Consider the following 15,323-nt stretch of genomic DNA (forward strand, 5'->3'; position numbering starts at 1 on the left):
GCCGTGGCAAAAACAGAAACGAAAAAGGCCACCCTTAAGGTGGCCTCTCAGAAATTAGCGCACCGGAAATTACCAGCCAGCAATCTCTCTTAGTGCCGCACCGATATCAGCAAGGCTACGTACTGTTTTAACGCCAGCGTCTTCAAGGGCAGCAAATTTCTCGTCTGCTGTTCCTTTCCCGCCTGCAATGATGGCACCAGCATGGCCCATACGTTTGCCTGCGGGCGCTGTAACACCAGCAATATAGGAAACGACTGGCTTAGTCACGTTAGCCTTAATAAAGGCCGCTGCTTCTTCTTCTGCTGTACCACCAATCTCACCAATCATCACGATAGCTTCAGTTTGAGGATCTTTCTCAAACATAGCCAAAACATCAATGAAGTTTGTGCCAGGGATAGGGTCACCACCGATACCTACACAAGTTGACTGACCAAAGCCTTCATCGGTTGTTTGTTTAACCGCTTCATAGGTCAACGTTCCAGAGCGGGAAACAATACCCACCTTACCCGGCTTATGAATATGACCAGGCATGATGCCGATCTTAGATTCACCCGGTGTAATGACGCCTGGGCAGTTAGGTCCAATCATGCGTACGCCAGATTGGTCAAGCTTGATCTTCACTTCCAGCATATCCAATGTTGGTATACCTTCAGTAATAGTGACAATCAGCTTAATACCAGCGTCAATTGCTTCAAGGATCGCATCTTTACAAAAAGGAGCTGGTACATAAATAACTGACGCTGTTGCGCCAGTCGCTGCCACAGCCTCGCTGACGGTATTAAATACAGGAAGGCCTAAATGCGTCTGTCCGCCTTTACCTGGGCTTACGCCACCGACCATCTGCGTACCATACTCGATGGCCTGCTCCGAGTGGAAAGTACCCTGACCACCGGTAAAACCTTGGCAGATAACCTTAGTATCTTTATTAATCAAAACACTCATTGGTTAGCCTCCGCTGCTTTAACCACTTGCTGAGCTGCGTCAGTCAGGCTAGTTGCTGCAATAATGTTTAATCCAGAATCAGCCAATTTCTTAGCACCTAACTCTGCATTGTTGCCCTCTAAACGAACCACTACTGGCACTTCGACACCCACTTCTTCTACTGCGCCAATGATGCCATCCGCAATCAAGTCACAACGAACAATGCCACCAAAAATATTCACCAAGACAGCTTTTACATTGTCGTCAGACAGAATAATTTTGAATGCTTCAACCACGCGATCTTTCGTTGCACCACCACCAACATCGAGGAAGTTAGCTGGCTCACCACCATGCAGGTTTACAATGTCCATCGTCGCCATTGCCAAGCCCGCACCATTGACCATACAACCAATGCTGCCATCAAGCGCTACGTAGTTCAGTTCCCATTGGGCTGCATGCGCTTCACGAGCATCTTCCTGCGAAGGATCATGCATCTCTTGCAGTTTAGGCTGGCGATACATAGCGTTGCTATCGATATTGATCTTGCCATCTAAGCAATGCAGATCACCCTGTTTAGTGATAACCAGCGGGTTGATCTCCAAAAGGGCAAAGTCATAATCGGTGAACATTTTACCCAGTCCCATAAAGATCTTGGTGAACTGGCGTATCTGTTGTCCCTCAAGGCCCAATTTAAAAGCCAAATCACGCGCTTGATAAGCTTGCGGGCCAACCAAAGGATCAATCATTGCTTTATGAATGAGTTCAGGTGTTTCTTCCGCTACCTTTTCAATTTCTACGCCACCTTCAGTTGATGCCATAAAAACAACACGCTGCGTGGCTCGGTCAACGACGGCACCCAGGTAGAGTTCTTGGTCGATATCAGAGCATGATTCAACCAAAATCTTAGTAACAGGCTGACCTTTTTCGTCAGTTTGATAAGTGACCAAATTCTTACCTAACCACTCTTGGGCAAAGGCCTTAATTTCGTCTTTCTTCTTCGCCAGTTTTACACCGCCCGCTTTTCCGCGACCGCCGGCGTGTACCTGACATTTTACTACCCACATGTCACCGCCGATTCGATCAGCAGCTTCAACGGCTGCTTGCGGTGTATCTACCGCGAAACCTTCGGAGACAGGCAGTCCATATTCGGCAAACAGTTGTTTTGCCTGATACTCATGCAAGTTCATTGGACATTATCCAGTTTGAATGATGGGAACATAGCCTGGGCATTTATATGCCCTCAGCTCTTTATTGACCCTGCTAAAGCGGGGCAAACTTAAATTTAGAGATCCAATAAAAGACGTGTTGGGTCTTCTAATAGTTCTTTAATCGTCACCAAGAAGCCAACCGACTCCTTGCCATCGATAATTCGATGATCGTACGACAGCGCCAGATACATCATAGGTAAAATCTCTACCTTGCCATCAACGGCCATAGGGCGTGGCTGGATCTTATGCATCCCCAGGATCGCACTTTGCGGCGGATTGATGATTGGCGTCGACATTAGTGAGCCGAACACACCACCGTTAGTGATGGTAAAGTTGCCACCCATAATCTCATCAACAGTCAACTTACCATCACGCCCTTTAAGCGCCAGCTGCTTAATGGCGTCCTCAGTTTGTGCTAACGACAGCGTATCTGCATCTTTTAGTACTGGCGTCACCAAACCACGGGGCGTTGATACTGCAATACTGATATCGAAATAGTTGTGATAAACCAGATCATCACCATCAAGGGATGCATTTACTTCTGGATAACGCTTCAATGCTTCGGTCACAGCCTTCACATAAAAAGACATAAAGCCCAAGCGAATACCGTGCTTCTTTTCAAACTGTTCTTGATACTGCTTACGGATATCCATGATTGGCTTCATGTTAACTTCATTGAAGGTTGTCAACATGGCTGTAGACTGCTTTGCTTCAAGCAGGCGTTCGGCAATACGCTTACGCAAACGAGTCATCGGCACGCGTTTTTCGCTGCGCCCAGGCGCGACTGCAGCTACGGCAGCACCTGCTGGAGCCGGCGCTTTTGCCGCATAGGCGTCGACATCTTCTTTAGTGATGCGACCGCCCTTACCTGTGCCCTTAATTTCCGCGATGGCATGCGCTTCAGTGATACCTTTCTCACCCAAGATACGGCGAACCGAAGGACTCAAGACATCATTTGAAGCAGCTTCAGCGGCCTCACTGGCTGCCGGTGCCTGTGCTGCTTGAGCTGGAGCCACTTCCTGTCCTGCAACTGCACCCGCCTTGAACTTAGCAATCACTTGCTCTGCCAACACAGTGTCACCTTCGGGATGGATGATCTCTACCAAGGTACCGTCTTCAGGCGCTACTACTTCGAGAACAACTTTATCAGTCTCGATATCAACGATATTTTCGTCACGAGCAATTGCCTCTCCAGGTTGTTTATGCCAGGTCGCAACTGTGGCATCAGCAACTGATTCAGGGAGTACCGGGACTTTAATCTCGATTGTCATTTTTATTCGTTCCTTCCTAGCAATTAGCTATCAATCATCAGTGCGTCGTTCACTAACGCCTGTTGTTGAGCAATATGTACAGAGGCGTAACCCACCGCCGGTGCTGCCGATGCTTCGCGCCCGGCGTATACCAAAGAGGCTCCTTTCGGAATAGCAGTCCAGAAATGGTGCTGACTACAATACCAAGCACCTTGGTTCTGAGGTTCTTCCTGACACCAAACGAAGTCTTTAACATGCTGATAGTCTTTAAAAATTTCAGCCAGACATTCATGAGGGAAAGGATAGAGCTGCTCGATTCGGATGATGGCAATATTATTAATCTCGGACTTACGTCGTTGTTCAGCCAGATCGTAATACACCTTGCCAGAGCACAATACGACACGCTCTACGTTTTTCGGAACGATATCCTCAACTTCACGTATCGCATTGTGGAAACGCCCGTTTGACAGCTCATCTAAAGAAGAGCTAGCTGCAGGCAAACGCAGCAGCGACTTAGGTGACATGACGATTAGTGGCCGGCGCATCTTACGAAGCACCTGACGCCGAAGCATATGAAATACCTGCGCAGGAGTCGACGGTACACACACCTGCATATTATGGTCAGCACACAGCTGTAGAAAACGCTCCAACCTTGCAGATGAGTGCTCTGGCCCCTGTCCTTCATAACCATGAGGCAACAGCAGCGTTAGACCACATAGACGTCCCCATTTTTGCTCACCGGAACTTAAGAACTGGTCTATAACGACCTGTGCGCCGTTGGCAAAATCACCAAATTGCGCTTCCCATATCGTCAAGCCACGAGGCTCAGCAGTGGTATAACCATACTCAAATGCAAGTACCGCTTCTTCCGACAATACCGAATCGAATACTTCGAACTTACCCTGCTTCTCATGTAGGTGTTTCAACGGAATGAGCGCCGTTGCATCTTGCTGACTGTGTAATACTGCGTGCCGATGAAAGAAGGTTCCACGGCCGCTATCTTGCCCGGTTAAACGAATATCATAACCTTCATCCAGCAGCGTGGCGTAAGCTAAGGTTTCTGCAGCGCCCCAATCAAGCGCACGTTCACCATTAATCATGGCTAAACGATCATTATAGATTTTGGCAACCCGGGATTGCAGTTTATGACCTTCGGGGTAACTGCACATCAGCGAGCCCAAATGCTGTAACCGTTCTACTGAAGCAGTAGAGTCATAATTCGCATCCCAATCATGGCCAAGGTATGGCGTCCAATCGACAGAGTGTGACTCCATCGGCCGCCACTCTTTAACCATGCACTCGCCCTGGTCCAGCGACTCACGATAATCATTGTTGATTTGTGAGACTTCGCTCTGCTCCAAAGTACCCTCAGCCATCAAACGGTCAGCGTAGTGCTTACGCGGCGTCGGATGTTTGCGGATCTTTTGGTACATTAACGGCTGAGTAGCATTAGGTTCATCCGCTTCATTATGGCCATGACGGCGATAACAGATGAGGTCGATTAACACATCACGTTTGAAGGTATTACGAAAATCCAGCGCCAGTTTGGTCACTTCGACCACCGCTTCAACGTCATCAGCATTAACGTGGAAAATAGGCGCCTGCACCATCTTAGCGATATCGGTACAATATTGTGTTGAACGGGTATCTTCTTGATTAGACGTAGTAAAACCAACCTGATTGTTGATCACGATACGCACGGTACCGCCAACCTTAAACGCCCGCGCTTGGGACATATTAAAGGTTTCTTGCACGACACCTTGCCCGGCTATCGCCGAATCGCCATGCAATGTAATAGGCAGCACAGTATTAGTATCAGGGTTACCACGGCGGTCTAAACGTGCCCGAACCGAACCCAATACCACAGGATTTACAATTTCCAGGTGCGACGGGTTAAAAGCTAAGGCTAAATGAACCTTACCCCCTTCCGTTTCGAAGTCGGATGAGAACCCCTGATGGTATTTAACGTCACCAGACCCCCAACCACCTGAATGCTTCCCGGCAAACTCATCAAATAATTCGCCCGTTTTCTTGCCTAACACGTTTACTAAAACGTTAAGTCGGCCACGGTGCGCCATACCGACAACCACTTCCTTCGCACCGTTTTCACCGGCATGATGGATCAACGCTTTAAGCATCGGAATAAGTGCATCACCACCTTCCAATGAGAAACGTTTAGCGCCAGGAAACTTAGCACCTAGGTACTTTTCTAATCCCTCGGCTGCGGTCAAGCCAGCAAGAAACTCAAGCTTATCTTCTTTTGAAAAATGAACCGCTGCATGCTTCGGCTCTAAACGGCTTTGGATCCAGCGCTTCTCTTCTGTCGAAGTGATATGCATATATTCTGCACCGATAGAACCACAATAGGTCTGCTTCAGTGCATCAATAAGCTCTCCAAGGGGCATGGTTTCCCTACCACCTTGGTATGAACCAACATTAAACTCGCGCTCAAAATCGTCACCTTCAAGATTATGAAAGCTCGGATCAAGGTCAAGGACTCGTTCCTGGCGCCATAACCCTAAGGGATCTAGGTTTGCGTGTTGATGACCGCGAAAACGGAACGCGTTGATGAGCTGCAGGACTTTCACCTGCTTTGCATCTAGTTCCGGATCTGAGACTTGCCCGCCGCCGCGGTTGCCCTCTTTAGCTAACGTCCGAAAATACTCGCGTATCTTAATGTGTGACTGTTCTGTCGATTCAGGCTTAACTATCGGCAACTTATCAAAAATACGTCGCCACTCTATATCAACAGAATCAGGATCTTCTAAGTAGGCTTCATACAGCGGCTCTATATAGGCTGCATTGGCTCCAGCAAAGTGGCTGGACTCCCACCACGCCTGCATTGCGACTTCTTCCATCTCTTGTTTTCTCACCCCTGGCCGGTGGTGTAACTCTCAAAAAAATAGCCATTCGTAACCGAATAGCTATTTAGTCGTACGTAAACCAAGCACAAATGCCTGACGTCTTAACTACTAAACAGCCCGCTGTAAAAGCATCGACTTAATATGGCCGATAGCTTTCGTTGGGTTTAATCCCTTAGGACAGACACTGACACAATTCATAATGCCATGGCAACGAAATACACTAAATGCATCGTCTAATTCTGACAGACGTTCATCTGTGGCAGTGTCACGACTATCAGCAAGGAAGCGATACGCCTGTAACAAACCTGCTGGACCGACAAATTTATCGGGATTCCACCAGAACGATGGGCATGACGTTGAACAACATGCACAGAGAATACATTCATATAAGCCATCAAGCTTGGCACGCTCTTCCGGGCTCTGCAGGTGTTCGCGTGCTGGCGGCTGTTTACCATCGTTAATCAGGTACGGTTTGATACGTTCATAGTTTTCATAGAACTGAGCCATATCAACCACCAGATCACGAACAACAGGCAATCCTGGTAGCGGCCGAAGAATCACTTTGCCGCCAACCAACAGATCTGACAGCGGGGTAATACAAGCTAAGCCGTTCTTACCATTCATATTGACACCGTCGGAACCGCAAACGCCTTCACGACAGCTCCGTCTAAATGCCAATGTCGGATCTTGCTCCTTCAGCAAGATCAAAGCGTCCAACACCATCATGTCTGAGCCTTCAGGCACTTCAAGTGTGTAATCCTTCATGCTTGGCGCGTTATCTACGTCCGGGTTGTAACGGTATAGCGAAAATACGACTTTCATTACTGCGATACTCCCTTAGTATGTACGAGCTTTTGGCGGAAACGCATCACGCAGCTTAGGCGTCATATTGACATCTCGCTTAAGCATCTCTTCTGACTCAGGCATATAGAGGGTGTGGCACAGCCAGTTACCATCATCTCGTTCGAGATAATCTTCACGGCTATGTGCGCCACGGCTTTCCGTTCTGAAATTGGCAGATTTAGCTGTGGCGTAAGCCGTTTCCATCAGGTTATCCAATTCCATGCATTCAATTCGCTGGGTGTTGAACTGCTGGCTCGTATCATCAAGTCGCGCATTAGCTAAACGCTCGCGTATCTCACCCAACTCTTTCATGCCTTCAGCCATCGCATTGCCTTCCCTGAACACTGAGAAATTCAACTGCATACACTGCTGTAGGTCTTTACGAATTTGCACCGGATCTTCACCCTGCTGGGTGCTGTTCCAGCGATTCATACGCGCTAAGCTGGCTTCCAAGTCTGACTCAGAGGCATCACGGGATTCGCTCATGGCATCAAGCGCTTCACCCAAGTGTTTACCTGCCGCACGACCAAACACCACCAAATCCAATAGTGAATTGCCACCAAGGCGGTTTGCCCCATGAACCGATACGCAAGCGATCTCGCCGACAGCGAACAAACCAACTACAGGCTTCTCGTTACCCTGCGCATCGACAGTGATCGCCTGGCCACTCACCTGAGTAGGTATACCACCCATCATGTAATGACAGGTTGGGATCACTGGGATCGGCTCTTTCACGGGATCAACATGGGCAAAGGTGCGTGATAACTCGCAAATGCCAGGCAAACGGGACTCAAGTACCTCTTCGCCCAAATGGTCGAGTTTCAATTTAGCATGCGGGCCCCAAGGGCCATCGCAACCGCGCCCCTCACGGATCTCCGTCATAATCGAACGCGCAACAACGTCACGGCCAGCCAAATCTTTGGCATTTGGCGCATAGCGTTCCATAAAGCGTTCGCCATCTTTATTTAGTAGATAGCCACCTTCACCGCGACACCCTTCAGTCACCAACACGCCCGCGCCAGCGATACCTGTGGGATGAAACTGCCACATCTCCATATCTTGAACCGGAACCCCGGCACGCAGCGCCATACCAACGCCATCACCAGTATTAATATGCGCATTAGTGGTTGAAGCATAAATCCGACCAGCACCACCAGTGGCTAATACCGTCGCTTTACTTTTGAAATAGACAACCTGTCCTGAATCGATGTCAATGGCGGTACAACCAACAATGTGCCCATCTTGGTTCTTAACCAAATCCAGTGCGTACCACTCACTAAACACCTTGGTCTTGTTCTTAATGTTCTGTTGATAAAGGAGGTGCAATAAAGCATGACCAGTTCGGTCAGCGGCAGCGGCCGTGCGTGCGGCCTGTTCGCCCCCAAATGCTTTTGATTGGCCACCGAATGGGCGTTGATAGATACGACCATTTTCAAAGCGAGAAAAAGGCAGTCCCATCTTTTCTAATTCAATGATCGCCTCTGGGCCGGTTTTACACATGTACTCAATGGCGTCCTGATCACCGATATAATCGGAACCTTTTACCGTGTCATACATATGCCATTGCCAATCGTCATCGTGGGCATTACCCAACGCAACGGTGATGCCACCTTGAGCAGAGACCGTATGTGAACGAGTAGGAAAGACTTTGGAGAGTAAAGCGCAAGACTTGCCCTCTTCAGAAATTTGCAGTGCGGCGCGCATACCGGCACCACCGGCGCCGATGACGACGGCATCGAATTCAAATGTTGGAATGCTCACTTGACCCCCCAGAGAATAAACAGACCTGCGGCGACGTAAGCAACTGCAGTTAAATTAATGAAGAACTGTAATGCGGCACGCAGCGCCGAGCACTTTATGTAATCAGTTAACACTTGCCACATTCCGATCCAGCAGTGCACAAGCAGACCGATTAATGCGAGAAAAGTGAAAACCTTCATGGCTAATGTGCTGAACAAGCCGTGCCATACGCCGTAGGTCATCTCTGGTGTAAAAAGAGCAAAACCGACAATAAAAATCGAATAGAGAGCTAAAACAATCGCCGACGCACGTAACAAGACAAAGTCATGCACGCCACTTCGGCCTAACATAGCAGCATTAGTTACCATACCCATACCCCCGCCAAAACAGACAGAACAGCGGTGAGCGCAAAACCTACATGGGCAGAGCGAATACCACTTTCGAGTTCTTCAAAATATCCAAGATCCTGTAATAAGTGACGAATGCCACCGACAAAGTGATATGCCAGCGCTGTCAGAATGCCCCACAGGACAAAACCAACAAACCAGCCATCAATCATCGCCTTTACTTCATTAAATCCGGATTCTGAGGTAAGAGAAATATTTAGTAGCCAAAGTAGAATAGCAATCGCAACAAACATAATGACGCCACTGACGCGGTGCAATATCGACGCAATGGCCGTCGCTGGAAAGCGAATTGTTGCTAGGTCTAAATTAACGGGTCTTTGTTTTTTCACATCCGACTCACTCGGCCCTTAAGAGCCTCTATTTATTTTTTTAATGTCGTATTTTTTTACGCCCTAACCATCATATTACTTTCGGGATATAAAGTTATTACCCCAAAAATGATATGCGGATCACATTTTAGACAAACAGTTGTTTGAAAAGCACCATTTTGGCGCGCCAAAGCCGCATTCTGCCTACGTTTGAGGGCGTAGTGTGGGCAGTATATCCACGACATTTTTTTATTACAATTCTTTAAATTTTGATTTGTATCAGGGAGAATTCTATTCACCTCTGAAATAGATCTTTGTTTCAAGAGATGTTGTAATCAGGTACTAACTTGTAAAAATGATAAATTATGCATCCAAGACGGGATTTAATGCATAGATAATTGACAGCTGCCCTATGCAGCGGTTAATAATACTGCGCTTAATTTTGGGAGCATCATACAATTCCAATAAGGAGAATCCTGAAATGACGGAGAAGAAAGCAGTTCTTCACGTCGGTGGCCAGGAGATAGAACTCCCCGTGCTTTCCGGTACCGCGGGCCATGACGTAATAGATATCAGAACCCTCGGCAAATATGGTTATTTCACATTTGACCCAGGTTTTCTTTCGACCGCATCGTGCGAGTCTACGATCACCTTCATCAACGGTAGTAAGGGCATCCTGCAACACCGCGGTTATGCTATCGACGATTTAGCGAACAACGCTAGCTATCTCGAAGTATGCTATCTGCTGTTGTACGGCGAACTGCCCAATGCAACGCAATATGCAGAATTTAGCCGTATTGTTTCCGAACACACGATGCTGAATGAACAACTCACACGATGCTTGCAGGGCTTCCGCCGAGATGCGCACCCGATGGCTATCATGTGTGGCATGGTTGGTACCATGTCAGCCTTCTATCACGACTCATTGGACATCACCAATGAACGTCACCGTGAGATCGCAGCCTACCGACTGATCTCTAAAATGCCAACAATCGCCGCAATGTGCTTTAAGTACAATGTCGGTCAGCCATTCATGTACCCTAGAAATGATCTCGGCTATGCAGAGAATTTCCTTTACATGATGTTCGCTACACCGTGTGCAGAATACACACCAGATCCTATCGTTGCTAAAGCGATGGATCGAATATTTACCCTGCATGCTGATCACGAGCAGAACGCTTCAACATCGACCGTTCGCTTGGCCGGCTCCTCTGGTGCTAATCCGTTCGCTTGTATCGCGGCAGGTATTGCTTCTCTATGGGGCCCAGCTCATGGTGGCGCCAATGAAGCTTGCCTCAACATGCTTGAAGAGATCGGTAATGTTGACCGCATTCCTGAGTTTATCGAACGCGCGAAGGATAAAGATGATTCTTTCCGCTTGATGGGCTTTGGTCACCGTGTGTACAAGAACCATGATCCACGAGCAACTGTGATGCGCGAAACCTGTCACGAAGTTCTCGATAAGTTAAAGATCAAAGATCCTCTGCTTGATGTAGCGATGGAGCTTGAGCGGATCGCGCTGGAAGATGAATACTTCGTTTCGAAGAAACTCTACCCTAACGTAGATTTCTACTCTGGTATTATCTTGAAAGCGATTGGCATTCCGACAAATATGTTCACAGTAATTTTTGCGCTGTCACGCACGGTTGGTTGGATAGCTCACTGGAATGAAATGATGAGTGACGCAGGCCAGAAGATCGGCCGTCCACGCCAGCTATATATCGGTGAAATAGATAAAGGATTCAAATCAACAGAAGAACGTTGATTGGTCTTGCTCAAAGATTAAAAAAGGCAGCTTCGGCTGCCTTTTTTGTCTAAAAAAACCAGTGATGGTTAACCGATCCAACTGAGGTAGACCCCAGCCAAAATAGCAACAACAGCCACAGAGCTACGACGCCAACACCAATGAGAGCAATGCAGAACTCTTTGCTGCACGCGATAGCAGTTGGCTAACACCAAAGCAGGCAACGACATCGCCAGCAAAATAATAATCCGCAAACAAAACACAATGCAGGTCAGCAAACAAGAAAGATAGAAAGCAAGCTGAAAACGATTTGGATCACTCACCCCAAACAACTGCAGGTCCTTGACAAAACCGAACAACATTCCAGGGTGAAGGTCGACCATCCAATCCAACAATAGCAGTGGCCAAGGCAACAGAATGCACACCATCAACAGTGGCTTACCGGAAAAAAACTCTTTCTTAAATTCACCCGGAAATTGCAGAGACGCCCAGAGAATACAAATAGTAATAGTTAAAACAACATAGGCCGTAGAAGGTATAACATGGGCCGAAATTGCCCCCAACAGTACCGAAAGCAGTATGAAAGCTAGAAAACCAATAAAAATCTTTCCATACTGCAGGCTTCTGCGAACACGCATCAACTCTTCACTCTTCCAACACAGCATTTTCCCTCGCGTCAGAGAGTCAAAATAGCGCCTGCCGGAATGATTTCTTAATGCAACTTGTTTGGCCAATACCACTACGCCCACAACCGTTAACAACATTCCGGTAATCGCTTCAACCATATTTTATTCCTAAAACAATATAAATATCTGACAGCTAGCTTTGCTGTTCTGCTATCGATATAGCAAAGCCGCAACCTGCGACGCCCTATTCAGGAACACCAAAAAAGGTGATCTACGTCACTATGCCTTGATTTGGCTCATCGGTCTACTATTGGTTAAAAAATGACTCATAAACAGATAGTCGCCGTGCTATACCGGCAGCTAACTTGCCGGATATTGACTGAATAGTTAGGGTAAGCAAGCTCTGAAGTTATAAAACAACTGAATAGATAGCTAAAGACTAACTGAATATATTACGCAGCTTGTGGCAACGTTTGATGTTATCCCGCCATCTCAGCTTCAGTCGCGGTGCGCGCCTCACTTTCTAGCAACACGGGTATGCCATCATCAATAGCAAACACCAGCTTATCAAACCGGCAAAGTAGCGCGTCTTTGCTTGGAGTAAATAGCAGCTTTCCCTTACAACAAGGGCAAGCGATTATTTCTAATAATTTCTTATCTTTTAACATGGTTAACTCTGTCTTCCTGGTTAATCCTATCGCATAACTGCGACAAAAAATGATCTGGTAGCTGCGCAGAGATGGGTAAATACCACAAATTTACGTGACCGTTGCTTTGACACTTAACTGCGTCCTTTTCAGTGACCAGCAAACAGGCCGCCTCCCCCTGAAGTTGAAGCAGCAATTCCGGATTGAATCCACAGTGATCTGCTAGTGGTGTCTCTTTGACTACATTGCCGCCGAGCTGAGTCACCAATGAGAAAAACCTTTGTGGATTTCCTATGCCTGCCGCTAAAGCGAGAGAGCCCAGCTGCTCGATTGGTACTTGCTCAGCTTTACCATCAACAGGTGCGGGGGGATCAGGTTCAAGTAACATCTGGTAGCGCCCCTTTGCTTCGGTACCCAGCTCACCACCATTTTGAATAATAAAATCCACTTCCGAGAGACGCCGACTCGTTTCCCGTAAAGGGCCAGCAGGCAACAACAAACCATTACCTAATTGCCTGTCACCATCTATCACAGCGATCTCAATGTGCCGCCCCATACGGTAATGCTGAAGCCCATCATCACTGATAACCAGGTCGACGTCCGTACTGTGCAGCAGCAATTCTATCGCTGCCAACCGATCTGCACCAACGACCACTGGCACGCCCGTCCGGCGAGCAATCAACAGTGGTTCATCACCAACCTCTTCTGCTCGGCTATCGGCTTGCAAATGGTATGGGTAAGTCGGCGCATTGCCACCATATCCTCTCGACACAACACCGACACGATAGCCCTTTTCCGTAAGGTGTTCACAAAGCCAAATAACCAGTGGGGTCTTGCCTGTGCCTCCGACACTGATATTGCCAACGACTATCACCGTAACCTTTGGCTCGACTTGGCGATAACGGCAAATAAACCAACGCCGTAATCGGCTTATCATGTAGAACAGCGCAGAAAAAGGAACCAATAGTTTGGGCCATAGGCTGCCGTCGTACCAGGCTTTAGGAAGTGGTGACAGCATTAATCACCAAATTGCATTTTATGGAGTTGAGCGTACGCACCATCTTTCGCAAGCAACACCTCATGAGTGCCCTGTTCGATGATCCGACCACCATCAAGTACGACGATCTTATCGGCGTTCTGAATGGTTGAAAGCCGATGGGCAATGACCAGACTGGTGCGGTTAGCCTGTAGCGCCTCCAAAGCCCCCTGAATATGACGCTCACTCTCAGTATCGAGGGCGGAAGTCGCTTCATCGAGGATCAAAATAGGCGCATCCCGCAGCAATGCGCGAGCTATCGCTATGCGTTGGCGCTGACCGCCAGATAACATCACGCCGTTTTCACCGACTTGGGTATCCAAGCCGTCAGGCATAGATTGCGCGAACTCTAAAACGTGTGCACTTTTAGCCGCTGCCTCTATTTGCTCCCGGGTAACACTGTCATCACAGGCATAAGCAATATTGTTAGCGATAGTATCGTCAAACAGCGTAACGTGCTGGGATACGGTAGCAAACTGGCTTCTTAGATTGGCCAATTTAAAATCATTTACCTCAATGCCATCAAGGGTAATGGTGCCATCCTGATAGGGATAGAAACGAGTCAACAAACTAGTAATGGTTGACTTACCGCTCCCGGAACGCCCGACCAATGCCACCGTCTGCCCGGGTTCAATGCTGAGGTTGATGTTCTCTAACGCGGGTGTTTCTTTGCCTTGATAGGTGAATGTGACGTCGTTAATCCGCAAGTCACCTTTCGCTCTTGCTAACTCTTTCGTGCCGTTATCAGTTTCCTCTTCTTCGTCTAAAACGGCAAAAATACTGGCACTAGCAGCCATCCCTTTTTGAAATTGACTATTAACCGAAGTGAGCTGCTTCAAGGGCCGTAGTAACATGATCATAGAGGTGATAATGACGGTAAAGGTGCCAGGAGTGAGGGTTTCCATCATGCTGTCAAAACTTGCAACAAACAGCACTGTGGCTAAGGCGAAAGAGGCAATAATTTGAATCACCGGTACGCTAATGGCACTGGCAGCAACCATTTTCATATTTTGGCGGCGGGTTTTATTACTGATCTTTCTAAACCGCTCAGACTCGATCGCTTGTCCGCCAAACGTTAACACCACTTTATGGCCATTTAGCATCTGCTCGGCGGAGGTGGTGATATTACCCATCGCATTTTGGATCTGACGACTAATTTTCCGAAACCGCTTACTGACGAAACGCACGACCACAGCGATGATCGGACCGATAAGTAAAAATATGAGTGACAACTGCCAGCTCTGATAAAACATCAAAGCCAGCATACCGACGACAAACGCACCTTCTTTAACGATGATTACCAAGGTCTTGCTCGCAGCATTTGCGACCTGCTCGGTGTCATAGGTGATCTTGGATATCAATTGACCGGTAGTTTGCGAATCAAAATAGGGCACAGGCATTCGCATCATATGATCGAACAGTGATTGCCGCATCGTCATCACTACGTTGCTACCTACCCACGACAAGCAATAGGTAGAGACAAAATTAAATAATCCACGAAGACAAAACGCACCCACCACAAATATCGGCGCGTAGGTCAGCACTCCGGGGTTTTTATTTGTCAGGCCCTCATCAATTAAAGGCTTAATGGAATAGATAAATAATGAATCGATACCGGCGTAACCGACCATCGCAACAATGGCAGCGATGAAACCCAGCTTATAGGGCTTCATATAGGAAATAAGGCGCTTAAAATTCGATTGTTGCGTAGTTTCGCTCACTATGGCGT

The 15,323-nt window shown here is 47.7% G+C and carries 13 protein-coding genes; 1 reads left to right on the top strand and 12 read right to left on the bottom strand.

The window, feature by feature from the left end:
• Positions 1 to 69 precede the first annotated feature (69 nt).
• The 8 genes from sucD to sdhC form a co-directional block, all read right to left on the bottom strand.
• Positions 70 to 942, bottom strand: a complete 873-nt coding sequence (gene sucD, locus EXY25_RS02970) for a succinate--CoA ligase subunit alpha (protein WP_114336505.1) — start codon at positions 940 to 942, stop codon at positions 70 to 72.
• The gene (gene sucC, locus EXY25_RS02975) at positions 939 to 2,108 is read right to left on the bottom strand and encodes an ADP-forming succinate--CoA ligase subunit beta (protein ID WP_130565664.1); all 1,170 of its coding nucleotides are present in this window, start codon (positions 2,106 to 2,108) and stop codon (positions 939 to 941) included. Before sucC ends, sucD begins: the two co-directional genes overlap by 4 nt.
• A 95-nt stretch (positions 2,109 to 2,203) precedes the next feature.
• Positions 2,204 to 3,400: a 2-oxoglutarate dehydrogenase complex dihydrolipoyllysine-residue succinyltransferase gene (odhB, locus tag EXY25_RS02980; RefSeq protein ID WP_114336503.1), complete on the bottom strand. Its 1,197-nt coding sequence runs from the start codon at positions 3,398 to 3,400 to the stop codon at positions 2,204 to 2,206.
• A 23-nt stretch (positions 3,401 to 3,423) separates the two neighbouring features.
• Complete coding sequence (gene sucA / locus EXY25_RS02985; RefSeq protein WP_130565665.1) at positions 3,424 to 6,237, bottom strand: 2-oxoglutarate dehydrogenase E1 component; 2,814 nt, start codon at positions 6,235 to 6,237, stop codon at positions 3,424 to 3,426.
• A 114-nt stretch (positions 6,238 to 6,351) separates the two neighbouring features.
• Positions 6,352 to 7,065 carry a succinate dehydrogenase iron-sulfur subunit gene (locus EXY25_RS02990; protein ID WP_114336501.1) on the bottom strand — a complete coding sequence of 238 codons (714 nt, stop codon included), beginning with the start codon at positions 7,063 to 7,065 and terminating at the stop codon, positions 6,352 to 6,354.
• A gap of 15 nt (positions 7,066 to 7,080) precedes the next feature.
• Positions 7,081 to 8,847, bottom strand: a complete 1,767-nt coding sequence (sdhA, locus tag EXY25_RS02995) for a succinate dehydrogenase flavoprotein subunit (protein WP_130565666.1) — start codon at positions 8,845 to 8,847, stop codon at positions 7,081 to 7,083.
• On the bottom strand, positions 8,844 to 9,194 hold the full coding sequence (gene sdhD, locus EXY25_RS03000) for a succinate dehydrogenase, hydrophobic membrane anchor protein (RefSeq protein ID WP_114336849.1): 351 nt from the start codon (positions 9,192 to 9,194) through the stop codon (positions 8,844 to 8,846). The genes sdhA and sdhD overlap by 4 nt, the downstream gene beginning before the upstream one ends.
• Positions 9,188 to 9,562, bottom strand: coding sequence for a succinate dehydrogenase cytochrome b556 subunit (gene sdhC, locus EXY25_RS03005; RefSeq protein ID WP_114336499.1), 375 nt, complete (start codon positions 9,560 to 9,562; stop codon positions 9,188 to 9,190). The genes sdhD and sdhC overlap by 7 nt, the downstream gene beginning before the upstream one ends.
• 460 nt (positions 9,563 to 10,022) lie before the next feature.
• Here sdhC and EXY25_RS03010 point away from each other — a divergent pair, with 460 nt between their 5' ends.
• Positions 10,023 to 11,306, top strand: coding sequence for a citrate synthase (locus EXY25_RS03010; protein WP_114336498.1), 1,284 nt, complete (start codon positions 10,023 to 10,025; stop codon positions 11,304 to 11,306).
• A gap of 68 nt (positions 11,307 to 11,374) precedes the next feature.
• Here the strand turns inward: EXY25_RS03010 and EXY25_RS03015 are convergent, their stop codons facing one another.
• From EXY25_RS03015 to msbA, 4 genes are all read right to left on the bottom strand, one after another.
• Positions 11,375 to 12,070, bottom strand: a complete 696-nt coding sequence (locus EXY25_RS03015) for a hypothetical protein (protein ID WP_114336497.1) — start codon at positions 12,068 to 12,070, stop codon at positions 11,375 to 11,377.
• A gap of 320 nt (positions 12,071 to 12,390) precedes the next feature.
• Positions 12,391 to 12,579 (bottom strand): Trm112 family protein, encoded by a 189-nt coding sequence (locus EXY25_RS03020; protein WP_130565667.1) that lies wholly within the window; start codon positions 12,577 to 12,579, stop codon positions 12,391 to 12,393.
• Positions 12,566 to 13,576 carry a tetraacyldisaccharide 4'-kinase gene (lpxK, locus tag EXY25_RS03025; protein WP_130565668.1) on the bottom strand — a complete coding sequence of 337 codons (1,011 nt, stop codon included), beginning with the start codon at positions 13,574 to 13,576 and terminating at the stop codon, positions 12,566 to 12,568. The genes EXY25_RS03020 and lpxK overlap by 14 nt, the downstream gene beginning before the upstream one ends.
• Entirely contained in the window at positions 13,576 to 15,318 is a 1,743-nt protein-coding gene (msbA, locus tag EXY25_RS03030; protein WP_130565669.1) for a lipid A ABC transporter ATP-binding protein/permease MsbA, read from the bottom strand. The genes lpxK and msbA overlap by 1 nt, the downstream gene beginning before the upstream one ends.
• Between the last annotated feature and the right edge of the window lie 5 nt (positions 15,319 to 15,323).

Origin of the sequence: Corallincola spongiicola (assembly GCF_004284785.1) — a bacterium.
In the GTDB taxonomy this organism is placed as follows: Bacteria; Pseudomonadota; Gammaproteobacteria; order Enterobacterales; family Neiellaceae; genus Corallincola; species Corallincola holothuriorum.

Coding starts and splice junctions, on each gene's coding strand:
- sucD (WP_114336505.1), bottom strand. CDS start 942: ATGAGTGTTTTGATTAATAAAGATACTAAGGTTATCTGCCAAGGTTTT.
- sucC (WP_130565664.1), bottom strand. CDS start 2,108: ATGAACTTGCATGAGTATCAGGCAAAACAACTGTTTGCCGAATATGGA.
- odhB (WP_114336503.1), bottom strand. CDS start 3,400: ATGACAATCGAGATTAAAGTCCCGGTACTCCCTGAATCAGTTGCTGAT.
- sucA (WP_130565665.1), bottom strand. CDS start 6,237: ATGGAAGAAGTCGCAATGCAGGCGTGGTGGGAGTCCAGCCACTTTGCT.
- EXY25_RS02990 (WP_114336501.1), bottom strand. CDS start 7,065: ATGAAAGTCGTATTTTCGCTATACCGTTACAACCCGGACGTAGATAAC.
- sdhD (WP_114336849.1), bottom strand. CDS start 9,194: ATGGTAACTAATGCTGCTATGTTAGGCCGAAGTGGCGTGCATGACTTT.
- EXY25_RS03010 (WP_114336498.1), top strand. CDS start 10,023: ATGACGGAGAAGAAAGCAGTTCTTCACGTCGGTGGCCAGGAGATAGAA.
- EXY25_RS03015 (WP_114336497.1), bottom strand. CDS start 12,070: ATGGTTGAAGCGATTACCGGAATGTTGTTAACGGTTGTGGGCGTAGTG.
- EXY25_RS03020 (WP_130565667.1), bottom strand. CDS start 12,579: ATGTTAAAAGATAAGAAATTATTAGAAATAATCGCTTGCCCTTGTTGT.
- lpxK (WP_130565668.1), bottom strand. CDS start 13,576: ATGCTGTCACCACTTCCTAAAGCCTGGTACGACGGCAGCCTATGGCCC.